Origin of the sequence: Heyndrickxia vini (genome assembly GCF_016772275.1) — a bacterium.
In the GTDB taxonomy this organism is placed as follows: domain Bacteria; phylum Bacillota; class Bacilli; order Bacillales; family Bacillaceae_C; genus Heyndrickxia; species Heyndrickxia vini.
Map to the genome: position 1 here is coordinate 929,361 of NZ_CP065425.1, position 25,984 is coordinate 955,344.

Annotated in this window: 25 protein-coding genes; 24 read left to right on the forward strand and 1 reads right to left on the reverse strand. The window is 36.0% G+C overall.

Annotation, left to right across the window (positions count from 1 at the left end; all coding sequences use genetic code 11):
- Positions 1–134 precede the first annotated feature (134 nt).
- Positions 135–863 carry a WecB/TagA/CpsF family glycosyltransferase gene (locus I5776_RS04645; RefSeq protein WP_202779197.1) on the forward strand — a complete coding sequence of 243 codons (729 nt, stop codon included), beginning with the start codon at positions 135–137 and terminating at the stop codon, positions 861–863.
- Positions 864–1,165: 302 nt separating this feature from the next.
- Complete coding sequence (locus I5776_RS04650) at positions 1,166–2,233, forward strand: glycosyltransferase family 4 protein (protein WP_202779198.1); 1,068 nt, start codon at positions 1,166–1,168, stop codon at positions 2,231–2,233.
- Positions 2,234–2,426: 193 nt separating this feature from the next.
- On the opposite strand, the gene I5776_RS04655 is transcribed toward I5776_RS04650, so the two are convergent.
- Entirely contained in the window at positions 2,427–3,059 is a 633-nt protein-coding gene (locus I5776_RS04655; protein ID WP_202779199.1) for a YigZ family protein, read from the reverse strand.
- 405 nt (positions 3,060–3,464) lie between these two features.
- On the opposite strand from I5776_RS04655, the gene I5776_RS04660 reads away from it, so the two are divergent.
- The 22 genes from I5776_RS04660 (at position 3,465) to I5776_RS04765 (ending at position 25,898) form a co-directional block, all read left to right on the forward strand.
- Positions 3,465–4,607 (forward strand): sensor histidine kinase, encoded by a 1,143-nt coding sequence (locus tag I5776_RS04660; RefSeq protein WP_202779200.1) that lies wholly within the window; start codon positions 3,465–3,467, stop codon positions 4,605–4,607.
- Positions 4,608–4,693: 86 nt separating this feature from the next.
- Positions 4,694–5,374 carry a response regulator gene (locus tag I5776_RS04665; protein ID WP_202779201.1) on the forward strand — a complete coding sequence of 227 codons (681 nt, stop codon included), beginning with the start codon at positions 4,694–4,696 and terminating at the stop codon, positions 5,372–5,374.
- 731 nt (positions 5,375–6,105) lie between these two features.
- Entirely contained in the window at positions 6,106–7,506 is a 1,401-nt protein-coding gene (gene treP, locus I5776_RS04670; RefSeq protein ID WP_202779202.1) for a PTS system trehalose-specific EIIBC component, read from the forward strand.
- A 76-nt stretch (positions 7,507–7,582) separates the two neighbouring features.
- Positions 7,583–9,256: an alpha,alpha-phosphotrehalase gene (gene treC, locus I5776_RS04675; protein ID WP_202779203.1), complete on the forward strand. Its 1,674-nt coding sequence runs from the start codon at positions 7,583–7,585 to the stop codon at positions 9,254–9,256.
- Positions 9,257–9,324: 68 nt separating this feature from the next.
- Complete coding sequence (gene treR, locus I5776_RS04680; RefSeq protein WP_202779204.1) at positions 9,325–10,041, forward strand: trehalose operon repressor; 717 nt, start codon at positions 9,325–9,327, stop codon at positions 10,039–10,041.
- 230 nt (positions 10,042–10,271) lie between these two features.
- Positions 10,272–10,844 (forward strand): hypothetical protein, encoded by a 573-nt coding sequence (locus I5776_RS04685; protein ID WP_202779205.1) that lies wholly within the window; start codon positions 10,272–10,274, stop codon positions 10,842–10,844.
- A 185-nt stretch (positions 10,845–11,029) separates the two neighbouring features.
- Entirely contained in the window at positions 11,030–11,926 is an 897-nt protein-coding gene (gene gnd / locus I5776_RS04690) for a phosphogluconate dehydrogenase (NAD(+)-dependent, decarboxylating) (protein ID WP_202779206.1), read from the forward strand.
- 167 nt (positions 11,927–12,093) lie between these two features.
- Positions 12,094–12,936: a DegV family protein gene (locus I5776_RS04695; RefSeq protein WP_202779207.1), complete on the forward strand. Its 843-nt coding sequence runs from the start codon at positions 12,094–12,096 to the stop codon at positions 12,934–12,936.
- A 51-nt stretch (positions 12,937–12,987) separates the two neighbouring features.
- Positions 12,988–14,361 carry an ATP-dependent helicase ComFA gene (locus tag I5776_RS04700; RefSeq protein WP_202779208.1) on the forward strand — a complete coding sequence of 458 codons (1,374 nt, stop codon included), beginning with the start codon at positions 12,988–12,990 and terminating at the stop codon, positions 14,359–14,361.
- Positions 14,354–15,061, forward strand: a complete 708-nt coding sequence (locus I5776_RS04705; protein ID WP_202779209.1) for a ComFC family protein — start codon at positions 14,354–14,356, stop codon at positions 15,059–15,061. Before I5776_RS04700 ends, I5776_RS04705 begins: the two co-directional genes overlap by 8 nt.
- A 67-nt stretch (positions 15,062–15,128) precedes the next feature.
- Positions 15,129–15,524, forward strand: coding sequence for a TIGR03826 family flagellar region protein (locus I5776_RS04710; RefSeq protein ID WP_202779210.1), 396 nt, complete (start codon positions 15,129–15,131; stop codon positions 15,522–15,524).
- Between the two features lie 135 nt (positions 15,525–15,659).
- Positions 15,660–15,920: a flagellar biosynthesis anti-sigma factor FlgM gene (gene flgM, locus I5776_RS04715; protein ID WP_202779211.1), complete on the forward strand. Its 261-nt coding sequence runs from the start codon at positions 15,660–15,662 to the stop codon at positions 15,918–15,920.
- Between the two features lie 15 nt (positions 15,921–15,935).
- Positions 15,936–16,415 carry a flagellar protein FlgN gene (locus tag I5776_RS04720; protein WP_202779212.1) on the forward strand — a complete coding sequence of 160 codons (480 nt, stop codon included), beginning with the start codon at positions 15,936–15,938 and terminating at the stop codon, positions 16,413–16,415.
- Positions 16,416–16,443: 28 nt separating this feature from the next.
- A complete protein-coding gene (gene flgK, locus I5776_RS04725) occupies positions 16,444–18,108 on the forward strand; it encodes a flagellar hook-associated protein FlgK (RefSeq protein WP_202779213.1) in 1,665 nt (554 codons plus the stop codon).
- A 15-nt stretch (positions 18,109–18,123) separates the two neighbouring features.
- Positions 18,124–19,032: a flagellar hook-associated protein FlgL gene (gene flgL, locus I5776_RS04730; RefSeq protein WP_202779214.1), complete on the forward strand. Its 909-nt coding sequence runs from the start codon at positions 18,124–18,126 to the stop codon at positions 19,030–19,032.
- Positions 19,033–19,157: 125 nt separating this feature from the next.
- Positions 19,158–19,751 (forward strand): DUF6470 family protein, encoded by a 594-nt coding sequence (locus I5776_RS04735; protein WP_202779215.1) that lies wholly within the window; start codon positions 19,158–19,160, stop codon positions 19,749–19,751.
- Between the two features lie 10 nt (positions 19,752–19,761).
- A complete protein-coding gene (gene fliW, locus I5776_RS04740) occupies positions 19,762–20,199 on the forward strand; it encodes a flagellar assembly protein FliW (protein ID WP_202779216.1) in 438 nt (145 codons plus the stop codon).
- A gap of 4 nt (positions 20,200–20,203) precedes the next feature.
- The gene (gene csrA, locus I5776_RS04745; protein ID WP_202779217.1) at positions 20,204–20,431 is read left to right on the forward strand and encodes a carbon storage regulator CsrA; all 228 of its coding nucleotides are present in this window, start codon (positions 20,204–20,206) and stop codon (positions 20,429–20,431) included.
- Between the two features lie 148 nt (positions 20,432–20,579).
- A complete protein-coding gene (gene hag / locus I5776_RS04750; protein ID WP_202780682.1) occupies positions 20,580–21,539 on the forward strand; it encodes a flagellin Hag in 960 nt (319 codons plus the stop codon).
- Between the two features lie 237 nt (positions 21,540–21,776).
- The gene (locus I5776_RS04755; RefSeq protein ID WP_202779218.1) at positions 21,777–22,379 is read left to right on the forward strand and encodes a DUF8042 domain-containing protein; all 603 of its coding nucleotides are present in this window, start codon (positions 21,777–21,779) and stop codon (positions 22,377–22,379) included.
- Between the two features lie 68 nt (positions 22,380–22,447).
- On the forward strand, positions 22,448–24,277 hold the full coding sequence (locus I5776_RS04760; RefSeq protein WP_202779219.1) for a motility associated factor glycosyltransferase family protein: 1,830 nt from the start codon (positions 22,448–22,450) through the stop codon (positions 24,275–24,277).
- A gap of 718 nt (positions 24,278–24,995) precedes the next feature.
- Positions 24,996–25,898 (forward strand): CatB-related O-acetyltransferase, encoded by a 903-nt coding sequence (locus I5776_RS04765; RefSeq protein ID WP_202779220.1) that lies wholly within the window; start codon positions 24,996–24,998, stop codon positions 25,896–25,898.
- Positions 25,899–25,984: the final 86 nt, after the last annotated feature.

A 25,984-nucleotide genomic window follows, 5' to 3' on the forward strand; every position in this document is an offset into this window, starting at 1 on the left:
GTACTTTAGTAGTTAAAGAGTATACTGGTCCATCAACCGGAATTTAGGATAAAAAAAAAACTTAAGTAAATATTAAGAAAAAAGTAGTATTATGGTGTACAACCCTTTGCTAAGATTGTATTAGGAGAATGATTATGAATCATGTTGAAATTTTAGGTGTTCCATTTATTCATTCCACTAGAAATGAATTTGTCGATATCCTTCATCAAAGAATTAAACAACAAAAAAAGACGTTTGTCGTCACAGCTAATCCAGAAATTGTGATGATGGCTAATGAAAATAAAGGATTTATGGAATATTTGCAAGCGGCCGATTTTATTACACCGGATGGAATTGGGATTGTTAAAGCCGCCGGGTGGCTGAAGAAGCCATTACCTGAAAGAGTTCCCGGGTTTGATACGATGAAAGATTTACTGTCTCTCGCCAATGAAAATCAATATCGGGTATACTTTTTAGGTGCCAAACAAGAAGTATTAGACCAATTCATACATATTGTAAGCAATGAATATCCCAAAATGGAGATTGCAGGCTTTCGAAATGGCTTTTTTGATTTGGACAATCCACAAATTGCTGAAGAGATATGCGGACTCAAACCCGATCTTATATTCGTTGCACTTGGAGCACCAAGGCAAGAACAATGGATCTATCAAAACATTGGCAAGTTTGACAAAGGGATTTTTATGGGGGTAGGAGGAAGTTTTGATGGAATCGCTGGTGTAGTTCCGCGTGCGCCTGAAATTTGGCAGAAGTTAAACATCGAGTGGCTTTATCGTCTCATTCAACAGCCGACTAGGTGGAAACGAATGCTGGCTATCCCTCGATTTGTATTCAAAGTACTACTTCAAAAAACAAATAAAAGATAGATGCATTTATTAGCAATAAACGGGTATATCGTGAATACAATAAGAAATTAGAGAAATCTAATTGGATTGTTCAGCCTTGTTTATTTTTCTACCTCTTTATTATAGGTCTATGGTATAATTCATGTGACTTGCAAAAATTGACGATATGTATAGAAAATTAGAATAAAATTTTGCTAGAGAAAAATGAAATAAATTAGAGACTTGAAAAAAATTTTTGTACAAATTGAAAATAACAACTGGGTGTTTTCTTCCTGTTTTTATTACCTGTACATTTGGGCATTATAATGCTAAGGAGGATTTGAATGATATACTTGACGTTGTTGTTCTGTTTTATATTATCGGTATTGGTAACTCCTTTAATTGGAAGACTCGCCATTAAATTAGGTATAACAGATAAACCAAATCACCGGAAAGTTCATCAAAAAAATATGCCGCTTATTGGTGGGGTTGCAATATATATAAGCTTTGTAGTTGGATATCTTGTATTAAGACCAACGCCTGAATTGAATGATATGACGAATGTGTCGGGAATTTTTATTGGTAGTATCATTATTTTGATTACGGGAATTCTTGATGATAAATATGAACTTTCACCAAAATTAAAGCTTCTTGGGCAAATTCTCGCAGCGTTAGTTGTCGTTGTATGGGGCGGCGTGGAAGTTACTAAAATTAATCTTCCTTTTGGTGGAATTCTTTATTTCGGTTATTTCAGTATTCCATTAACGATCTTTTGGATTGTTGCGATTACAAATGCAATCAATTTAATTGATGGCCTTGATGGCTTAGCTGCGGGTGTTTCGTCCATTGCATTAATTACGATTAGCGGCATGGCGATCATCATGGGAGACATGTTCGTTGCCATTATGGGCGGGATACTATTAGCTAGCACATTAGGATTTTTACTTTATAATTTTCATCCGGCTAAAATATTTATGGGTGACACAGGGGCACTGTTTTTAGGATATATGATTGCCGTTTTATCCTTGCTCGGTTTCAAAAACATCACCTTTATCTCTTTAGTCATCCCTGTCATTATACTAGGTGTACCATTATCGGATACATTCTTTGCAATTATTCGCAGATTTTTAAATAAACAACCGTTTTCGAGTGCTGATAAATCACATTTACATCATTGTTTATTACGAGTAGGTTTTTCCCATCGACAAACCGTTTTAGTGATTTATGCGATTGCTGCACTATTTGGTTTAGCGGCAATCATCTTTTCCATGTCTACAATGTGGGGATCATTAATTATTGTTGCCGTTCTGCTTCTTGCAATTGAAATCTTTGTAGAAAGCATCAATTTAGTCGGTGAGGATTACAAACCGCTTTTAAAATATGTAAGACCGAAAAAGTCACCAAATCAGTAAAATACAATGGCCAGTACAGTCTATAAACTGTACTGGCCATTTGCTTGTCGGGACAAATCAAGGCGCTTGTGCTTTTCTTATTTGTCTAGCTCCAGCGCCTATCGACTAGAAAACTTCAGGACTTCTCCCTACGATAAGTAAAAGTCCCTCCAGTTTTTACGTCGATGAGCAAGGCGCTTACGCTTTTCTTATTTTATACATCAAATTCAAGATATAATGTTTCACCAATGGTTATTTCGCCTTGACCGTTGGTTAACTCGGTCATCCACTGCGTAAAGGTTTCGGTTTGGTCTTCCTTTACATACGTTTCGATTTCGACTTGATCGAGGTAATGAATTTCTTTTATTGAATAGATGGAGGAGCGCAGTTCGTTTTCGACTTTTCCGAGCCATGTATAATCGATTTTTGTTCGAACCGTACACATTAGTGTTCGTTCAACGACACCGGTAGCATTAATTCCTTCTGATACAGATTTTCCATATGCACGAATAAGACCGCCAGTGCCTAGTTTAATGCCGCCAAAATATCTAGTCACTACGACAACTGTATCTTTTAACTCTCGCTTTTTCAAAACTTCAAGCATCGGTACACCAGCTGTACCACTTGGCTCTCCATCATCATTTGCTTTTTGTATTTGATTTTGTTGCCCAATCATATAGGCAGAACAATTATGTGTCGCATTCCAGTGCATTTTCTTTATCTCTTGAATAAAGGCCAGTGCTTCTTCTTCGGTTGTTGCTCGACCTACATGGGCAATAAATCTTGATTTCTGTATGATGATTTCGTGTTCGCCCATACCTTTTACCGTATAATACTGCCTTAACATTTTTGCCACTCCTAACTGAACCGTTATCAATACTTTCTACTATACATAATTTACGAATTAAATTAAATCCTTCCAACTTTAATGTTCGATGAAAATACATCAGGTTTAATGATATAATTAAACGGATAGAGGAAATTCTGCGATGTTTATTGAATACATAATGGTGCCAATGAAATCCTTATTTCACCTATGAAATAACTAAAGCCAAAAGGAAGGAAAACTTTCCTATACAAAGAAAACGTGTCAATAGAACTAAATTTTTTAAAAGGAACTATGGAATTCCCAACTTATGGTTCAGGGACATTTTCCTAACTTTTCTATTGACAAACATTTCAAATAGTATCTTATCGTAAAAAGAGGTAAAATGACCCTAATATAAATTGAGTGTACGTTGGAGGAATGAGGATGGCATTAAAAAAAATTGATGCAAAGACACTTGATCAAATATTGGAAAAAATGATTGATACCGTTGATTCTAGCAAAAATGAAATCTTCCATATTGGTGAACAATGCCGTCAAGACTATGAAACTCTCTCCGATGAACTACATGAAGTTAAGATCATGGTATCAAAGGCAATTGAAGAGGGTGATGATCTAGAAATCAAAACCCGGCAATCACGTAGGCGTTTATCTGTTGTCAGCCAACATTTTCGCGATTATACAGAAGAACAAGTGCGTGATGCGTATGAAATTGCTCATAACTATCAAATGAAACTTTCAATGAATCGTGAGTTGGAAAAGCAACTCCGAAGAAGAAGGGACGAATTAGAGAGAAGGCTTATCAACCTTGAAGAAACAATTGATCGTGCCAATCATTTAGTATCACAAACAAGCGTTGTACTAAACTATTTAACAAGTGACTTAAAGGAAATAGGTACGGCATTAGAAGATGCGATAGAAAAGCAAGATTTTGGTCTTCGTGTCATTGAAGCACAGGAGGAAGAAAGAAAGCGTCTTTCCAGGGAAATCCACGATGGACCTGCCCAAATGCTTGCCAATATGCTCCTTCGATCTGATTTAGTCGAAAAAGTTTATCGTGAACAAGGAATTATTAATGCACTTGAAGAGGTACGCAGCTTAAAGAAAATGGTCCGTTCATCACTTTCAGAGGTTCGTCGAATTATCTATGACCTCCGCCCAATGGCATTAGATGATTTAGGTTTAGTGCCTACCCTCAGAAAATATCTAGAACGAACCGAAGAATATAACAATGGGATTGTTTTCCGGTTTACCAATCTGGGTGATGAATATCGACTACCATCAAAATATGAAGTGGCTTTATTTCGCTTAGTTCAAGAATCAGTTCAAAACGCAATCAAGCATGCGGACGCTACCGAAATTCAAGTGAAAATAGAAATGCGAAAAAATCGTATTTTTGTCGTAATCAAGGATAATGGAAAAGGCTTTGACGTTCGATCAAAGAAAGAAGGCTCCTTCGGAATTATGGGAATGCGAGAACGTGTTGATATCATTGATGGTCAAATCACAATCGATTCAAAGATTGGTTCGGGAACCATCGTAACCATTCAGGTGATGTTTGATCAATAAAGATAAATTTGTAAATGAAATTCATTAATTTATAGCAAGTGTAATTAACTGAAAAAACGTTTTTTAAAATAAAGGAGGAGAAAGCTTTGTCTACTAAAATTGCCATCATTGATGATCATCAACTGTTTCGTGAAGGGGTAAAACGTATTTTAGAATTTGAAAAGACGTTCGAAATTGTTGCGGAAGGTGAAGATGGAGCAAGCGCCCTGCAATTAATCGAACAAACAAAACCTGACGTAGTTTTAATGGATATTAACATGCCCAATAAAAACGGCATCGAGGCTACACGTCAATTAGTAGAAACCTATCCAGATACAAGAGTTATTATTTTATCAATCCATGATGATGAAAACTATGTTACCCATGCATTAAAAACAGGTGCCACTGGCTATCTACTAAAAGAAATGGATTCCGATGCATTAATCGATGCAGTAAAGGTCGTTGCTGAAGGCGGATCTTATTTACATCCAAAGATTACTCGTAATCTAGTAGAAGAATTTCGACGCTTAGCAAACAGACAAAGTACTGGGACAGGCTATCAACAACCAGAAGTCGTGCGACCGCTACACCTACTTACACCACGTGAATGTGAAGTACTTCAACTACTTGCTGATGGAAAAAGCAACCGTGTCATCGGAGAAACTTTATACATAAGCGAAAAAACGGTCAAAAACCATGTCAGCAACATTTTGCAAAAAATGAGTGCAAATGACCGCACACAAGCTGTCGTATCAGCAATCAAAAACGGCTGGGTTGAAGTTCGATAATAAGATGAAAACACTCTTCTTAATTTAGAAGGGTGTTTTTTTGTATGAATGCAGAGTATTCATTGGAGGGGCTATAGAGATGCTTCTGGATTCATGCAGGAAGGCAGTGGAATATTGATCGTTCCTTCTCGAATCAGGCGGATTCATGCAGAAGGGCAGTGGAATAAAGGTCGTACCTTCTCGAATCGGGCGGATTCGTGCAGGAAGGCAGTGGAAATATGGTCGTTCCTTCCCGAATCGGGCCGATTCGTGCAGGAAGGCAGAAGAATAAAGGTCGTTCCTTCTCGAATAAGGTAGATTCATGCAGGAAGGCAGAAGAATAAAGGTCGTTCCTTCTCGAATCAGGCCGATTCGTGCAGGAGGGCAGAAGAATTAAGGTCGTACCTTCTCGAATCGGGTGGATTCGTGCAGGAAAGCAGTGGAATTAAGGTAGTTCCTTCTCGAATCAGAAGAATTCATGCAATAAAAAAGTGATTTTTCGTCTTTTCCTTCTTGCATCCTTCTACAGAAAACCCCAATCCAAAAATTCCTTTTATTTTTTTGTTGACCAACCTGTATATACAAGTTATTATAAAACTATAAGTTCTATCTTGTATATACAAGTCATAAGAAGAAATGTAAGCGGTATAAAAGAGTTTGCTATTATTCTAGTTTATAAAATTGTAACCGCCTACAAATAATAAGGAAATCGTATTGTTTTCATTGAAAACAATAGCAGGAGGATGGAAGAAATGAGTGTAAAAACGTCTGCTGAGCAAATCGTGACGGCGATCGGTGGAAAAGAAAATATCGTTGCCGCAACGCACTGTGTCACACGCTTGCGTTTCGCTTTGAAAGATGAAAGCGTTGTAGATAAGGAAGCACTGGAAAATATAGACCTTGTAAGGGGATCATTTTCAGCAAATGGCCAGTTCCAAGTGGTCATCGGTCAAGGAACGGTCGATAAAGTATATCAGGAAATGGTGAAACTTACGGGAATTGGTGAATCTTCAAAAGAAGAGATAAAAGACGCTGCGTCCCAGAAGTTAAATCCAATTCAGCGTGCAGTTAAAACGCTTGCTGATATTTTTATCCCAATCCTACCGGCAATTGTAACAGCCGGTCTCCTAATGGGAATCAATAATATTTTGACAGGGCAAGACATTTTCTTTGATAAAAAATCACTTGTTGATGTGTATCCACAGTGGAAAGATTTTGCTAGCATCATTAACTTAATTGCCAATACAGCCTTTACCTTTTTACCTGGCTTAATTGGTTGGTCAGCAGTGAAAAAATTTGGTGGGAATCCGTTATTGGGGATTGTACTCGGTTTAATGCTTGTTCATCCGGACCTACTTAACGCATGGGCGTATGGATCAACAAAAGAGATTCCTACTTGGAATTTATTCGGTTTAGACATTCAAAAAGTTGGTTATCAAGGTCAAGTATTGCCAGTATTAGTTGCATCCTATGTACTTGCAAAACTAGAAATATTCTTGAAAAAGCGAATTCCGGATGCTTTTCAACTGTTACTCGTTGCACCGATTGTTTTATTAATTACCGGTTTTCTATCATTTATCGTTATTGGACCAATTACATTTGCGATTGCGAATGTCATCACAGATGCAGTAGTTGGCATTTTCCACGCTGCACCGGCATTAGGTGGACTGATCTATGGTTTGCTTTACGCACCTTTAGTTATTACAGGTATGCACCATACATTCCTAGCTGTTGACTTACAATTAATCGGATCAACAGGTTCTACATTCCTTTGGCCAATGTTGGCGTTATCAAATATTGCGCAAGGAACTGCAGCGCTAGCTATGATGTTTGTGACAAGAGATGAAAAGTTAAAAGGATTATCCTTAACATCAGCGATTTCAGCTTATTTAGGAATAACAGAACCAGCGATGTTTGGAGTAAACTTACGCTTCCGTTTTGCTTTCATCGCAGCAATTATCGGTTCTGCCATTGGCGGCATGTTTATTACATTAAATGGTGTAAAAGCGGCATCTGTTGGTGTCGGTGGGTTACCGGGATTCCTTTCGATCTTCCCGCAAAATTGGGGAGCATTCTTTATCGGTATGGGAATTGCTATCGTCATCCCATTTGTCCTTACAATCGTATTCGCGAAATTAAGAAAAACAAAGTAATTTTTTAAGAGGGGGTCTCGGGTGGTACTTGAGACACCCTTATCCTATTTATTCTATGAAAAAGTGGTGATTGTAGATGAAACAACCTTGGTGGAAGAAAGCAACTGTATATCAAATCTATCCGAAAAGTTTTTATGATACTACTGGAAGTGGTGTTGGTGATCTTCAAGGGATAATTAAAAAGTTAGATTACTTGAAAGAACTAGGAATTGATGTTATTTGGTTAACTCCAATTTATAGTTCCCCGCAAAATGATAATGGATATGACATTAGCGATTACTATGAAATTCATGAACCATACGGAACGATGGAGGATTTTGATTCACTCCTAGAAGAAGCACATTCTCGTGGAATAAAAGTCATTATGGACATCGTTGTCAATCATACGTCAACCGAGCATAAATGGTTTAAAGAAGCACGTTCATCAAAAGATAATCCATATCGTGATTTTTATATTTGGAAGGAACCAAATCCTGATGGAAGTAAGCCGAATAATTGGGAATCGAAATTTGGCGGATCCGCCTGGGAACTAGATGAGAAAACGGGTCAGTATTTTCTTCACTTATATGATGTCACTCAAGCGGATTTAAATTGGGAAAACGAGAGCGTACGCAAAGAAGTCTATAAGATGATGAACTATTGGTTTGAAAAAGGAGTAGATGGTTTTCGCTTAGATGTGATTAATGTAATCTCGAAAAATCAAGACTTTCCTAATGATTCAACTGGGGACGGCCGGAAGTTTTATACGGATGGACCACGCGTACATGAATTTTTACATGAAGCGAATCGTGAAGTTTTTTCTAAACATGATGCACTGACAGTAGGCGAAATGTCGTCAACATCGATTGACCATTGCATCAACTATTCAAACCCAGAACGTAATGAATTAAGCATGACTTTTAATTTTCACCATTTAAAAGTGGATTACGCACATGGTAATAAATGGACGGTAGCTGATTTTGATTTTATAAAATTAAAACAAATTCTCTCTGAGTGGCAAACCGAAATGTATAAGGGTGGCGGATGGAATGCGCTATTCTGGTGTAATCATGACCAACCGCGAATTGTCTCACGATATGGGGACGATGGCGCGTATTGGAAAGAATCAGCGAAAATGCTCGCAACGACGCTTCATTTGATGCAAGGAACTCCTTATATTTATCAAGGGGAAGAAATCGGGATGACCAATCCGAAGTTTCAGCGGATCGAGGAGTATCGGGATGTAGAATCTTTAAATGCCTATAAAAAATTGCATGAACAGGGATTATCGGAAGAAATGATTATTTCAATTTTACAAGAAAAATCCCGTGATAATTCCCGTACCCCAGTCCAATGGACAAGTGACGTAAATGCTGGATTTACGGAAGGAACCCCTTGGATTAACTTAGCACCAAATTATAAGGAAATAAACGTAGAACGTGTACTGCAAGACAAAGATTCAATCTTTTACCATTATCAAAAACTGATTCAATTGCGGAAACAATACGAGATTATTACGGATGGTGAATACGAGCTTATTTTAGATAATCACCCAAGCATTTTTGCTTATTTGCGCAACGGCAATAACGAGAAGCTGCTTGTCATCAATAATTTCTCCGGAAAAGAGACAAGCTTTGAATTATCGGAAGATGTTCAAATAGAAGGATATTCAAGTGAGATTTTATTATCCAATTATTCGGACTCGAATCCTCACTTTCAACAGGTACAATTACGTCCTTATGAGTCTATCGTGTATCACCTGAAGAAATAGACATTGTTTAAACAGATAAATATTTGTACAATATCATTGAATGTTTGCAAACATAGTGGGTGATATTGATGCGTGAAAATAAATTTTTAGCAATCTATGATGATTTAGTAGAACAAATCCAATCAGGTGAAATCAAACCAAGCACGAAGCTTCCATCGGAAAATGAGATGGTCGAGCAATATGGGACCTCTCGTGAAACTGTACGGAAAGCATTAAATCTTTTGTCGCAAAACGGATTCATTCAAAAAATAAAAGGCAAAGGATCATTTACGCTTGATGTTAGAAAATTTGATTTCCCTGTTTCTGGTTTGGTCAGCTTTAAAGAATTGGTAGACAAAATGGGGAAACCATGGAAAACAATCGTATACGAAATGGCATTGGAGAAACCAAACTCCTATATTCAAAAACAATTGAATATAAAGGCGAATGAACAAGTATGGAAAATTGCCCGTGCACGGGAATTAGACGGGGAACGGATTATTCTTGATAAAGACTATGTCTGCCAGTCATTTGTTCCCACATTATCAATGGAAACATGTGAAGGATCCCTATTTTCCTATTTTGAAGGTGAGCTTGGGCTAAAAATCAGCTTTGCCAAAAAAGAAATATCGGTAGACGAGCCAACAGAAGAGGACTATAAATACTTAGATTTAAAAGACTACAAACACATCGTCGTCGTCAAAAACTACATCTACCTGGAAGACGCCAGTCTCTTCCAATACACCGAATCTCGTCACCGACTCGACAAATTCCGCTTCGTCGACTTCGCCCGAAGAGGCCACTAAAGCATCTGCACCCTCAAACCCGCAGATGCTTTTTTGCATACCTCCAACAAGGTGCCAGGCACCATTTATACACAAATTCGTATAAATATTTATAATACTGCATAAATGGTGCCTGGCACCATAAATTTGTAGTATTTTCTACATATGGCTGTAGTTTGTTGTAGGTTGGGGTGATTTTCTTTAAAATAAGGGAATAGTGAACTATATTTATTTTTGGAAGGTCGTGTATTATGAAAAGGTTAAATAAATGGATGTTATTTTTGGTTATCATGTTGGTTGGTTCAATCCTACTTGCCGCATGTGGGAAGGATGAAAACACGGATAAGAAAACTGAAACGAATACAGCGACAGAAAGTCAGAAACAAAATCAACAAACACCTCCGAACGAATCTACTGTTTCTGATGCTGCACCACCGATAAAGGAAGCGGATAATCTTCCAGCCGAGGAGAAAAAGGCGTTGTTGGCAGTTTTAGATCAGCATATCTCTAGTTTCAATAAAAAAGACTTATCAGGATATATGGATACCGTTTCAAAAAATCCAACTTCGTTTAAATACGATGAAGAAAAAAACTATATGAAAAATATTTTTGATACGATGAATATTCAAATGAAGCCGGAGAATGTTGTAATCATTGACTATAAAAAAACAGAAGCGAATCTTTTTACACAATTGAAAACAATTGTTTCAGAAAAAGGAAAAAAGAAGAAAAAGATAGAAAAAGTTAGTCGTCAAATCAATACGTTCCGAAAAGAAGACGGTAAATGGAAGCTTATCGCAACCTATGCAATGGAAACAAAATAAAAACACCTAAGCATATTTTCAAAACAAAAAATCATTCTACTGTACGTTGATGAACTAGTTTTAGAGGTTTTTTCTATTCAACTCCAACAAATTTTGTGAAAGCTTCGACTAAAAAACTTGCATGGAATTTTTTTTCTTTTATAATGAAAGTATTGTGAAAAAAAGTTTGAAAGGCGGCATATGACATGCAAATCGGTATGGTTGGTTTAGGAAAAATGGGCTATCAGCTTTCATTAAACCTAATTGAAAAAGGATATAAAGTATCAGCATATGATGTTAATAAAGAATCGGTCGATAATATTTCTAAAGATGGTGGACAAGGGGCACACACATTAGAAGAGCTTGTTCAACAACTTGAAAGCCCACGCAAACTATGGATGATGGTTCCAGCTGGAGACATTACGGAACAAGTGTTCAATCAGTTGCTTCCATTGTTAGAAGAAGGCGACATTCTCATTGATGGCGGAAACGCTCATTATAAAGATTCACTTCGTCGTCACGCTGCTTCAAAAGAAAAAGGTGTTTACTACCTTGACTGTGGGACAAGCGGTGGTGTCGAAGGTGCACGCTATGGCGCATGTACAATGATTGGTGGAGATAAGAAAGCTTTCGCGCAAGTCGAAAAAGTCTTCGAAGACATCTCTGTTGAAAAAGGGTATTTATACACAGGTGAAGCAGGAAGCGGACACTTCCTTAAAATGATCCACAATGGTATCGAATACGGTATGATGCAAGCAATTGCTGAAGGCTTTGATATTTTAGAAAAAAGTCCATTCGATTACGACTATGAAAAAGTGTCAACCGTTTGGAACCACGGGTCTGTTATCCGCTCATGGCTAATGGAATTAATGGAAAATGCTTTCTCTAAAGACAGCAAATTAGATAAAATCAAAGGTGTTATGCAATCATCTGGTGAAGGGAAATGGACAGTTGAAACAGCTCTTGACTTCCAAACCGCTGCACCGGTTATCGCTTTATCATTAATGATGCGCTATCGTTCCCTTGAAGACGATACATTTACAGGAAAAGTAGTCGCTGCACTCCGCAATGAATTCGGCGGCCATGCTGTTGTAGAAAAATAAATGTAATTACCGAGGCACTTAGGAACGCACCTAAGTGTCTTTTTATTTTAGATGATCAATGACGTAAGAATTTTTTACATATTAATAATTCCCCCTTAAATGCCTTTCCAAATCGTCCAATTTTTTATAAAATGAAAGCAAACGAAATTAAGGATGATAGATAAACAATGAAAACTGCCATAGTGACAGACAGTACGGCTTATATTCCGAAGGATATTCGTGAGAAGCTGAATATACATATGATCCCTCTTAGCGTCGTTATCGGCGGCGAAACGTATGAGGAAGAAGTTGACTTAAACGCCGAACAATTCTATGAAGAATTAAAACGAAAAGACCGCTTTCCTACCTCATCACAACCACCGTCTGGAAAATTCGTTGCCCTTTTTGAAAAATTAGCGAAAGACCACGATGCAATTATTAGTATCCATCTTTCAAGCGGCATTAGCGGCACCTATCAAGGAGCAATCACAGCAGGAACGATGGTTGAAGGTGTCAAAGTGTATGCATACGATTCCGAAATTAGCTGCATGGCCCAAGGCTTTTATGCAATAGAAGCAGCAAAAATGGCAGCGGAAGGAAAACAACCTGAGACAATCATCAATCGTCTAGACGAAATGAAAGCGTCACTACGAGCGTATTTCATGGTTGATGACCTTTCCAATCTCCAAAGGGGTGGACGTCTCACAAGTGCCCAAGCCATCATTGGAAGTTTGCTGAAAGTCAAACCTTTGCTCCATTTTGTTGATAAAGTAATCGTGCCGTTTGAAAAAATTCGCACGCGCAAAAAAGCAATGAATCGAATTGCTGAGTTAATTGGTGAGGATGCATCAAAAGGCACGTCACTGCAAGCATCAATCATTCATGCGAATCGCATAGAAGATGCCAAGGAATGGAAAGCTGAACTTGAACAGCTTTATCCAAATGTCGACTTTTCAATTAGCTACTTCGGTCCCGTTATTGCAACTCACCTTGGTGAAGGCGCAATGGGATTAACTTGGACAATTAAATAGCAGATGACGCCATTCAGAATAGAATGGCGTCCTTTATAAGGAGTGAACCATTTGTCAGCAGAATTTTCCCCTGAATTACAAACCTTTCTCACTGGCCGCAAACTTCTCCAAAATGAAATCCCTTACCCGCAAGAATTAATCACTCTGCACGGAAAAAATAACTTTATCTCATCAACCCCAGGAATAACGAAGCAGAAATGTGAACGCTGCGGCAACACAGCTGCCCATCTATTCGCCACGTTTCCTTGTGCAAAATGTCAAAAAACATGCACCTATTGTCGCAACTGCATCATGATGGGACGAGTATCAACTTGTACGCCTTTATATCAATGGACAGGTCCAGACCCTACCATTCAAACAGAAGAATCCCCACTCCAATGGGACGGCACACTTTCTCCGGGTCAACAAACCGCCTCACAAAAAGTGAAAACCGCCATCCAAACCCAGTCCGAACTCCTTGTCTGGGCTGTATGTGGGGCAGGAAAAACAGAAATACTTTTCGAAGGCATAAATGAGGCTTTGAAACAAAACATGAGAGTCTGCATTGCCACACCCCGGACAGATGTCGTTCTCGAACTTTCTCCTCGATTGCAAAAAGTTTTTCCAACCATCGAAGCTGCAGCCCTTTACGGAGGAAGTGAAGACAGACATAAATTTTCTCCTCTTACAATCGCAACGACGCACCAATTATTCCGTTTTTACGCAGCCTTTGATGTGATCATTGTTGATGAAGTGGACGCCTTTCCATACTCCTATGACCACACCCTCCAATTTGCCGTGGAAAAATCCGCAAAAAAAACAGCCGCCAAAATTTATTTAACGGCAACACCGAATGAAAAGTGGCAGAACGAATGCCAAACGGGAAAACGTTCATTTATCACAATCCCAGCCCGATTCCATCGCCACTCCTTACCCGTACCAACATTCACATGGTGTGGAAATTGGAAAAAATCATTTGAAAAAGGAATCATCCCAACCCCAATTGAAAAATGGACAAAAGAAAGAATACAAAGGGGAAAACAAGCACTTATTTTTCTTCCAAACATCAAACTTATGGAAAAGACCGCTCCCCACTTTCGAAAACTCCATCCAAACATCGAATCCGTCCATGCAGAAGATCCAAATAGGAAACCCAAAGTCGAGAGAATGCGCAAAAAGGACACGCAAATCCTTCTCACGACAACTATTCTCGAAAGAGGCGTCACATTTCCGAATATTGATGTTGCAGTTGTAGGAGCAGAAGATGGTATTTTTACCGAAGCCGCCCTCGTGCAAATTTCCGGTCGCGTAGGAAGAAGTTCACAACATCCAACGGGAAACATCACGTTTTTCCACCACGGTCGCACAAGGGCGATGAACAAAGCATACAACCACATTATCCAAATGAATAAAGAAGCGAAAGAAAGGGGCCTAATCGATGTCTGATCATTGTTTAAATTGTCATCTCGCAATTCCATTCGAACTCACCTGGCAATCATTATTCAAACAGCTGCCACCTACCTATTTATGTAAAGACTGCAGCATGCAATTGGCACCTATTCACCCGCCAATATGTCAAAAATGCTGCCGCCCGCTTAAAAAACTTTCAAAAGACTTTATTAAAGGGGATGTATGTCTCGATTGCTATCGCTGGGAAAATGATGCGAACTGGGCATCTATTCTTGATAAAAATATTTCATTCTATGAATACAATGATTTTTTAAAAGAACTGCTCGCGCGTTTCAAATATCGCGGCGACTATGTATTAGCAAAAGTTTTTTCGCAAAAAATCAAAGAAAAACTAGAACAAATCAGTTACGATGCAATCGTCCCCATCCCACTTAGCAATGAACGACTTCTTGAACGAGGCTTCAACCAATCCACCGCATTAGCGAGCGAAGCAAACGCAAATGTTGCTTATCTCCTAACAAGAGTACATTCCGAAAAGCAATCAAAAAAATCCCGTCACGAACGAATTCATCTCCAACAAGTTTTCAATCGAAAAGATGACACTGAACTGGAAGGGAAAAATCTTCTCCTCATCGATGACATTTACACAACGGGCTCAACATTGAGGCATGCGGCAAAAATATTAAAAGAGGCAGGTGCAAAAACTGTTACTTCCATTACAATTGCTAGAGGTTAAGTATTAACAAATACTAGTATCATCCGATATAATAAATATATTAGTGATCAGTAGGAGGAGAAACCGGATGGCAGATTTAAATAACTGTCCGAAATGCGGAGCATTGTATATCAAAAACAGTGTTCGTGATGTCTGTGAGAAATGCTATAAAGAAGAAGAAAAACGATATGAAATTGTTTATAAATTTTTAAAAAAACGCGAAAACCGCTCAGCTACTAAAGATACCGTTGTTGAAGAAACCGGAGTAGAAGAAGAATTACTATATAAATGGGTCCGCAAAGGCCGTCTCCAGCTCGCACAATTCCCTAACCTTGGATATCCATGTGCAAAATGTGGAACAATCATAAGAGAAGGAAAACTCTGTGCAAATTGCACCGGAGGCATCCTAAATGACCTACAACTACATGAAAAAGAAGAAAAACGCAAAGAACAAATCCAAAAACGTACCTACTATAGTCAGTAACAATTAACAAAAAAATCCAAACGCTCCGTTTGGATTTTTGACTAAATGGGAAAAATCAACTATAAAACTTTCACGATAATAGCCGATATAATTAATATAGGATAAAAATACGTTCGAACGAAAGGAGCGTAATCAATGAAAATTAATAACATTGGAAACCACGGAATCAATCCATATAAAAAGCAAATGAATAAAATGGATCAAGTAAATAAGAGCGGAAAACCAGTCGATAAAGTTGAAATTTCCGGAGCGGCAAAAGAAATGCAAGTATCTTCGATAGAGCAAGCACGCCGCGCTAAAGTCGAGCAATTGAAAACCCAAGTCAAAAATGGACAATATGAGCTTAATCCTGAACAAATCGCTAAAGGTATTATGAACTTCTATCGTGGCGTATAGAAAGGAGGCATTTCCATGTCTACAGAAACACTAATCGATAGCTTAGAAAAGCTTCAAAAACTTCATGAAAAATTATATGAGCTATCAGTAACAAAAACAGAAGTGATTAAAAATAACGATATGGAAGGTCTCCAACAATTATTAAAAGACGAACAAACTTATGTCGCTGCTATCAATACTATGGAAGTTAAACGTCAAGAAGCAGCAATACAATTGCTCGGAAAAGAAACGGAAATAACAATTGCGGACTGTATCAAAGCAGTACCGGAACTTGAAAAAGAACAACTAAGAACATTACAAACAACAATTACGTCAATTATCGATAAATTAAAGGATCAAAATGAACTGAATCAAATGCTCATTCATCAATCATTACAGTTTGTTAATATGACCTTGAGTATGATCCAACCGAAACATGAATCAATCAATTATGGCAGACCTGATCAAAAACAGACGAAGAACTCAGGAATCTCCATGTTTAATTCAAAGGCTTAGATGATCGGAACAAAACGGAGGTAACGAAATGATTTCTACATTTCATGGACTAGAAACAGCAAAGCGTGGAATGAATACCCAACAATCCGCCTTATATGTAACAGGGCAAAATATTTCAAATGCCAATACACTTGGCTATACACGCCAGCGCATCAATTTCGAAGCAACGGAAGCATACCCTTCAGCATCGATGAATCGCCCGCAAATTCCCGGACAAATGGGAACAGGTGTAACCGCAGGATCTGTACAGCGTGTACGTGAATCTTTTCTCGATCTTCAATACCGTGGCGAAAACAATAAACTCGGTTATTGGAATTCAAGAGCGGACTCATTAGCAAAAATGGAAGACATTATGAACGAACCAAGTGATACCGGACTTTCCTCAGCACTGGGCCAATTCTGGCAATCACTACAAGATTTAAGTGTGAATCCTGAAAATGACGGGGCGCGTTCGGTGGTTCTTCAGCGGGGACAAGCCGTGTCCGAAACATTCCGCTACTTAAGTGATTCAATTTCGGGAATTCAAGACAATATCGGAAATGAAATCGGTGTATCTGTTAAAAATATCAATTCCATATTGAAGCAAATTAGTGATGTCAATAAACAAATTTCTGAGGTAGAGCCACACGGTTATTTGCCAAATGATTTGTATGATGAACGTGACAGATTAGTAGACGAGTTATCTACTTATTTTAATGTAAAAGTAGAAGTGAAACAAAGCGGTGGAAAACCATCCCCACTTGCAGAAGGAATCTATGATATTAAATTAACAAACCCAAACGGACAAGAAATTTATCTCGTTCAAGGATCAAACTATAACTCAATCGGAATCGATGGTGGTACAGATAGCGATGGAGACGGTTCCAAAGACCAGCCACCAAAAGATGGTTTAATTGGTGCGCTGTTAATAGGCGGTACAACAGTGAATATCGCCAATGCAAACGGTGTTGTTGGTCTCTCTCAAGGGAAACTAAGAGGGTTAATCGAGAGTTACGGTTATCAATACACAACAAAAGATGCAGGTGGTAATGACATTACAAAAGAAGTCGGAATTTATCCGGATATGCTTGATCAATTAGATAAACTTGCCTTCACGTTCGGAACTATTTTTAATGAAGTACATAAACAAGGCTACGATTTAAATGGAGAGCATCCAACAGAAGATTTCTTTGTAGGATTAACTGATGGCAATTATAAAGGTGCAGCCGCAAAAATCCAATTAAACGACAAAATGACGAATAGCATGCTGGCAGCTTCCTCCGCAGTAAATGCTGACGGCAAAGTTGAATCAGGGAATGGGCAAAATGCAATCAACCTTTCAAAAATACAAGGTATGAATATAGCTGATTTGATCAAAGGTCCCGTTTCACTTGAAGGTGGATTAGTAATAGATTTATCAGGTAATCCTCCAAAACTTCCATTTGATTCAGGAACAATTAGCTCTAACTACCAAGCCATCATCGGTAAACTCGGTGTTGATGCCCAACAAGCGAACCGTTTAACATCGAATAGTGCAACACTGCGACAAACAGTCGATGAAAATCGTCAATCCGTAAGTTCGGTATCCATTGATGAGGAATTTATTAATATGATTAAGTTCCAGCAAGCATATAATGCTTCTGCACGAAATATCACAATCGTCGACGAAATGCTAGACAAAATCATCAACGGCATGGGCCTTGGTGGAAGATAAGGAGAGTAATAGACTATGCGTGTCACACAATCCATGCTTTCTAATAACTTTTTAAAAAATATAAGTAATAGCTATGAAAAAATGGGGAAAATCTCCGAACAAATGCAAACTCAGAAGAAAATTACCCGTCCTTCAGATGATCCTGTTGTAGCAATGAAGGGGATTGCCTATCGGACAAGCTTAACTGAAGTCCAACAATATAAACGGAATTTTGGAGAAGCTCATAACTGGATTGATAACTCAGACGCTGCTATGGATCAAGCAACAAAGGCATTGCAACGGATTCGTGAACTAACACTTCAAGCAAATAACGGAACACTAGAGGGAGACCAACGAAATTCAGTTGCTAAAGAAATTGAACAATTACGTGATCAATTAAAAGAAGTGGCAAATACAAAAGTTGGCGATAAATATTTATTCAATGGTGCTGATACATTAAATGCTCCAGTTGGAGATATATCCGGCACTAAACTAGATTCTAACGGAAATCCTATATATGAAGTGTCGAAGAATGACACTCCTGTTAAGCTAGAATTATCAAAAGGTGTTTATATTCAAGTAAATTCAAGAGGAAAAGAAATATTTTCGGAGGATTTATTTAAAAATCTAAACTCCCTTATAGAAAAATTAAGTCCTGATAAAACAGATGTAGACTTAGGAGACGATATAAAAAATCTTGATAGTAATATCAACACATTACTTAATGAACGCGCTACAATTGGAGCACGTAGTAACAGACTTGAATTAATGGAAGATCGGATTGATCAACAAGAAGTCAATGCAACTAAGCTCATGTCTGAAAATGAAGATGCGGATATGGAAAAGGTAATTACAGATTTAATTACGCAAGAATCCATTCAAAGGGCTTCATTGGGAATGGGAGCGAGAATCATTCAACCAACTTTACTTGACTTTTTAAGATAACAATTATTATGACCTAATGTTAATACAATTAAATGTAAATTAATAATATAGGATCTGACTCCTTTAGACTTATACTTAGGATCTGCCCCAAAAGGTTAGATCCTTTTTTACTAGAGGTGAGAAAAATGAATTTTCCACAAATCCGTTTACAATCTCAAACGGCACAAATTGAGCTAACAACAAATCCAGCAAAACAATCTATTGAACAGCCCGGACCTGATTTAGATCTTCAGCAGCCACCAGCGGAATTACATATCACAAGAACTCCTGGAGCTCTCTCAATTGATCAAACCGAAGCGAGAGCTGACGTTGATTTGAAATCAATTAGAAGAAGAGTAGAGGAATTTGCACAAAATGGCTATCAAGAATGGTTGAATGGGATTGCAAGACGATCCCAAGAAGGCAAAGAGCTTATGAGAATAGAAAATGGTGGTAATGCTATAGCAAGTATTGCTAAACAAAACGGAAAGCTTTTCAAAACCTATGATTTTAACATTGGATATGTTCCTAAGGCAGGGAGTGTAAAGATTAATTACGAGCCAACAAAATTAGATATCCAATGGGATATTAATAAACCAATTAATAATACAAAAGCAAGGAAACCAATCATTGATTATCAACCAGGAACCGTTAATATAAGGATGAAGCAATATCAAGATTTACAAATTGATTTTGCAAATTTAAAATATGTTGGAATCAATTATGAACAGGAAATTTAGGAGTGGTACGATGAAAATTCAAACGAAATATCATGGTGAAATAGAAATCCAAGATAAAGATATCCTCCACTTTATAAAAGGAATTCCAGGATTTCTTGATGAAAAGAGATTTATCTTTTTATCTTTACCTGATCAAACAGTTTTCACTATAATGCAATCGGTTAAAACACCAGAACTCGCATTTGTGTTAACGAGTCCATTTAGTTTTATTGGAAATTATGAATTTAGCCTTGACGAAGGAACAATCGAACAACTTTCAATAGACAATCATGAAGAAATTAGTGTATTTGCTATTGTTACTGTGCATGATCCATTTGAAAAAACAACCGCTAATTTGCAAGCACCGATAGTACTTAATGAAAAAAATAACAGAGCAAAGCAAGTAATCTTAAATGATACACAGTATAATATTAAACATTCGCTATTTGAGCAACCAATAAAGGGGTGAGACTATGCTTGTTCTATCAAGAAAAAAAGGAGAGACAATTCAAATAGATAGTAACATCGAAATCACCATCACTGCAATTAAAGGTGATCAAGTCAAAATTGGTATCAGTGCACCTAAAAACATAGAAATTCATAGGAAAGAAGTTTATACAGAAATCCAATCCGAAAATGCAGAAGCATCTAAGGACATCAAGCATTTACTTTCACTTCTACCAAAAACAAAAATAGAATAATTTTTTATGAAAAACTATTAAACCTCCACAAAACCTGTCGATATAAATAATGTAAGCGAGAAATGAAAGGTCGGCCGACTTTCATTTTTTCTTAAAAATCTTAACAGTTCACAAGGACGTGAACTTCAAATTCAAGGAGGAAATAATAATGCAAATTAATCACAATATTGCAGCGTTAAATACTTTTAACAGATTAAATAGCGCTACTAATGCTCAATCTAAATCAATGGAAAAATTGTCATCTGGTCTTCGTATCAACCGTGCTGGTGACGATGCTGCAGGACTAGCAATTTCTGAAAAAATGCGTGGACAAATCCGTGGTTTAGATCAAGCTTCTCGTAATGCTCAAGATGGTATTTCATTAATTCAAACTGCAGAAGGTGCATTAAACGAAACTCATGACATCCTTCAACGTATGCGTGAACTTGCAACACAAGCTGCAAACGATACAAACGTTGAGTCAGATCGTAATGAAATTCAAAAGGAAATCAATGCCTTAACTTCTGAAATCAACCGTATTGGTAATACAACAGAATTCAATACTCAAAAGCTTTTAAATACTTCTGGTGGAACTGGATTCTCTGCAAAATTACAAATTGGTGCGAACAATGGTCAAAGTATGACAATCGAAATTAAAGATATGCGTGCAGCAGCTCTAGGTCTTGAGTCTGATACTGCAGGAGCAAGCCACGGAGCAGGTGATTCAGTTTCTAATCTAACTGATAAAACTGCTGTAACTGGTGCAGTATATACTTCTGGTTCTGCCGGTGTAAGTAATGGAACAACAAATACTAATGATCGCTTTGGATTAGATGTATCTACGGCTGATCATGCATCTGCAGCAATCGAAGCTATTGATAACGCAATCGAAACAGTATCAGCACAACGTTCTAATCTTGGTGCATTCCAAAACCGTTTAGAGCACACAATTAATAACTTAGGAACATCTTCTGAAAACTTAACAGCTGCGGAATCTCGTATCCGTGACGTAGACATGGCGAAAGAAATGATGAATCAAACTAAGAATTCAATCCTTTCTCAAGCTGCACAAGCAATGTTAGCTCAAGCTAACCAACAACCACAAGGTGTTCTTCAATTACTTCGTTAATTGATGATATTCTTTTGAAAAGCCTCATTTTTATGAGGCTTTTCTTTTTTTTGTTATTCCGCTTTATTCTATCTGCTAGAAGATAGACTGTTACATTGGTATTTTATGGGGTGTTTGCTGAACAATTAAATATTCTAATGTTATTGACGATATAAATAGTAGTTAATAAGAATTTGATATAATATAAATAAATCACTTTCTGAGTTTAGGTTAAATGAAGTGATATGGAGGTTAATTATGCAAGTAAATATTTTAGGAGATACATTTTTCTATAAGAATCCTGAAGAATTGAATGATATTTTAAATAAAATAAACCAACTAACTAAAAGAAAAAAACTAATTGTTAGTCACTATATTATTGATGGAACCGAAATTTTTAAACCTTTAGAGGAATTTTTTTTGGAGGAAGGGTTTGAAAAAACAAAAGATGTAACAGTAGTTGCGTATACAGAAAGAGAGTATATAATTCATATAATGAAAGAGGCAAGCGATTACTTGGACAGAGCAATCCCTGCGTTAAGTAGCTTAAATACTTCCCTTTTTCATAACGAGGGTAATAATAAATGGATTCATTTTCAAGAATTTATTGAAGGTATGCAATGGCTAGTAAGTGTAATACATTTATACAAAAAAAGTGATTTATGGGATGATAATTGTAATGAATATCTTCTGATTTTAAATAATCTTCAAGATCAATTGAAAAGTTTATTAATTTCACTTGAAAAGCAAGATATCACTCTTTTAACAGACATAATAGATTATGAAATTATACCAGTATTACATTCCTTAAAAAAACAATTACAAATAACTTTAATTAATTCTAAGTATATAGAACAATAATACTAAAACTATTTTTATAAAAATGATTCATTAGTTTATTGGAAGTTTTGAAAAGAGGAAGTTATCAAATGTTAAACGTTAATAAACAAATAATAAATAATATGAATAAAGAGCTCCTTGTAACTTTAGAAAGTCAACAAGAAATGGAAGGATTACTAAAAGTAAAAGCAAAAAATGGCCTACCTACACTGTCAATTGCCAGAAAGGATAAGCAGTTATTTATACATAGTTCCTATAATCCAGAAAAAGAAGGATTAGCAATAAGTGAAGGATTGGAAATATCTGATGGAGCACCTATTATTTTTTTGGGGCTTGGTTTAGGTTATCATCTTCCTTTTATTATTGAAAAATTTAGACCGAAATATTATTACTTTATTGAACTACTTCCTTCGATTTTAAATTGTTCATTAGAGAATATTGAATTAAAAAAACCAATATATAATCGACTCGTTAATATATTTCTAACCAATTTAGAAAAAAATATTGATGAAATTATTACAACCATTTTGGGTGAATCCAATGTTCCACCTAAGTTGGTTATCTTACCTAGTTATCAAAGAATTTTTCCAAAAGAAATAAATCAATTCCTAACAACTTACCAACGTTTGGTTACTAATAAATATGATCAAGTGGCTTCAGACTATACCTTTCAAAAACTATGGGGATTAAATAGTATGAACAATTTCCCAATTATTTTAGAAACACCAAATCTATTTTTAAATTTTGATAGAAAATTATTTAAGGGTAAACCAGCAATAATTGTTGGGGCGGGACCTTCATTAGCTAAGGAAATTGATAATTTAAAAAGAATTCAAGTAGAGAAATCAGCTTATATTTTTGCAGTGGGATCGGCAATAAATGCATTAATTGAATATGGTATTCGCCCGCACGCAACAATTGCATATGATCCCAAAAAGGAAAATCGAAGAGTGTTTGAGAAAATTAAACAAAAAAATATAAGAGATATTCCACTTATATTTGGTTCTACTATAGGGTCTGACAGTTTAATTGACTATCCAGGAGAAAAAATTCATTTTATTAACAGTCAAGATTATCTTAATCCTTTTTTACTTTCTTCTGACGAGGATAAGGATATTAAAGTAATTAATGATGGTCCGACGGTTACAGTTGTGGCATTGGATATACTCAGTCAACTTGAATGCAATCCAATTATACTAGTAGGGCAAAATTTGTCATTTGAAAAAAATGCCCGATATGCAAAAGGTATACAATATAAGCCAGGTTCTGCTGGAGTGAGTGTTGGTCCAACTAAAATATATCATGTTGAATCTGTTACTGGAGAAAAACTACTTTCAAGTAAGGAATTTATTTTAGCAAAAAATAGTATAGAAAATTATCTTGAAGAGAATCCAAAATTAAATGTTATTAATTGTACTAAAAATGGAGCTTCTATAAAATATACATCATTTTATCCATTGGAATCATTACTAAAGGATTTCAATATAGGTATTGTTAATGAGAGCATTCTTAAAGAAGAAAAAAATAATTATAAAAAGAGTGATTCAATCAAAAAAATAACAGAATTGTATATAGAAAGCGAAAGTTTCCCTAAAGCTCTTCAATCTATTTCAGACATTTTAAATAAAATGGACCGTTATAGAAAATGTAAAAGTATACAAGATTTACATATAACTTTTAATGAATTGGATCGAGCAATACATAAAGTTATTGACTTAACTTATTATAAGGTTTTGGTTGGACCAATGAATAGACTCTACTATGAGAATGCTGTTAAAAAAATCCAATTCGTAAATAGAAACAAAAACTCTATTTTAAAGGCAAATGAAATAATTAATGTATTTGAACATTTAGTTAATCAATGGTGGACTACACATAATGAGCTATCATTATCATTAAGTAAAATTAGTTATATTTAGATGTAAATCGTTTGGAAATTTAGTGTTTAAAAAAAGAATGAAACAAAAACGTACTGTAGATGTAAATATAATTATTTACCCTTTTGACATGAAACGTGTTCCAAGCATTAATAACTATTATAAATTAGAAGTACAAAAGACTAGATAACAAAATTAGAATAGTTGTGATGAATGAAATGATGATATAAGGAAAATAAATAGTGAAGTAACACTCTTGTATTACATCAAGATAATCATAAATTATTTTAGTACAATAATCGTGTTTATAAATAAACAATGTCGATAAATTGTTGTAATTAGATTATAATCGGAAAATTCCTTAAAAGGAAAATACTATCACTTTCAGTATGTGAAGTGAGGTAGGCCATGCACCTAAAAAATAGATGAAAAGAACTTTTTAAGTAATCAAGAGGTGCTTTTATTTATTCACAGAAAGTAGTAAATCCTAAAAGGATAGTGTAAAAGTGATCTCGTAAATAAATTATCACGAAAATAGTTTTACTACAATGAATTCAAATTTATAAAGTTGTTTGACTTGATAAATGAAAATAGTTTATATATCAACAAATATGGGTTTTGATGCACAACTCGTAATATTGGTAATCCTTGAATTATTATCTATTCTTGCTATATAAAAATGCTGCTGTTTAATAAAGGAAAGTTGAATAAAATCGATATTATATATATATGTATCAATCTTTTGCTTGGAGTGGTAAAGATGCTTATAGAAATAATTACCGAGAATATCTATACGATTCTTGATGAGATCAAAGACAAATCAATAATTATATTTGGTACCGGAAAAGGGGGGAAATTAACTTCGTTCATATTAAATACATTTCAAATACATGATTATTACTTTGTTGATAATAATCCACTTAATCAGGGAGTGTTAATAAATAAACAAGTAAAAAGCCCTGAATATTTATTACAACAAGATAAAAAAAATATAATAATTTTAGTAGCAAGCTCATATTCTTCTGAAATATCTGCTCAGCTTGATAGATGGGGATTCCAGAGAAAAAAACATTATTTTAGCATTCTTGAGAATAATTTTGGAATTAAAAAAACGCATAAATTTTTAGAGGAAACTACAGACTTTCCTAGATATGGATTTTCTGTTGGGAAATATACATACGGATATGAACAATTTTTTCATAGTGGAATTCAGCTAGAAAGTATTGGTTCATTTAGCTCTATTGCTCGTAATGTCACTGTTGGACCATTTAATCATCCAACAGAGTATATTACCACAAATCCTTTTATATATTACGCGTCTAGAGGTTTCATAGATGAAGATGACTATGATTTACTTAATAATACTAAGAATTCTAAAGTAATTATAGGAAATGATGTATGGATAGGTACAAATGCCGTAATATTAAGTTCGGTTAAGATAGGTAATGGTGCAATAATTGGAGCGGGAGCAGTTGTTACAAAAGATGTACCTGATTTTGCGATTGTAGCAGGAGTACCTGCAAGAATTTTAAGATATCGTTTTAATGATCGGCAAATAGAAATATTGAATAACTTAAAGTGGTGGGATTGGCCAAACGAGAGGTTGAAGGAAAATATCGATTATTTCAAAAAAAATAAAGATTTTTTCAGGGAATTTGGTTGAGATGTATATAGTTCGTTACTTGTTTAGATTGAAAATTCTTTTCATTAATGAAATACACTCATGTAAACTACTATTTTACATGGGTG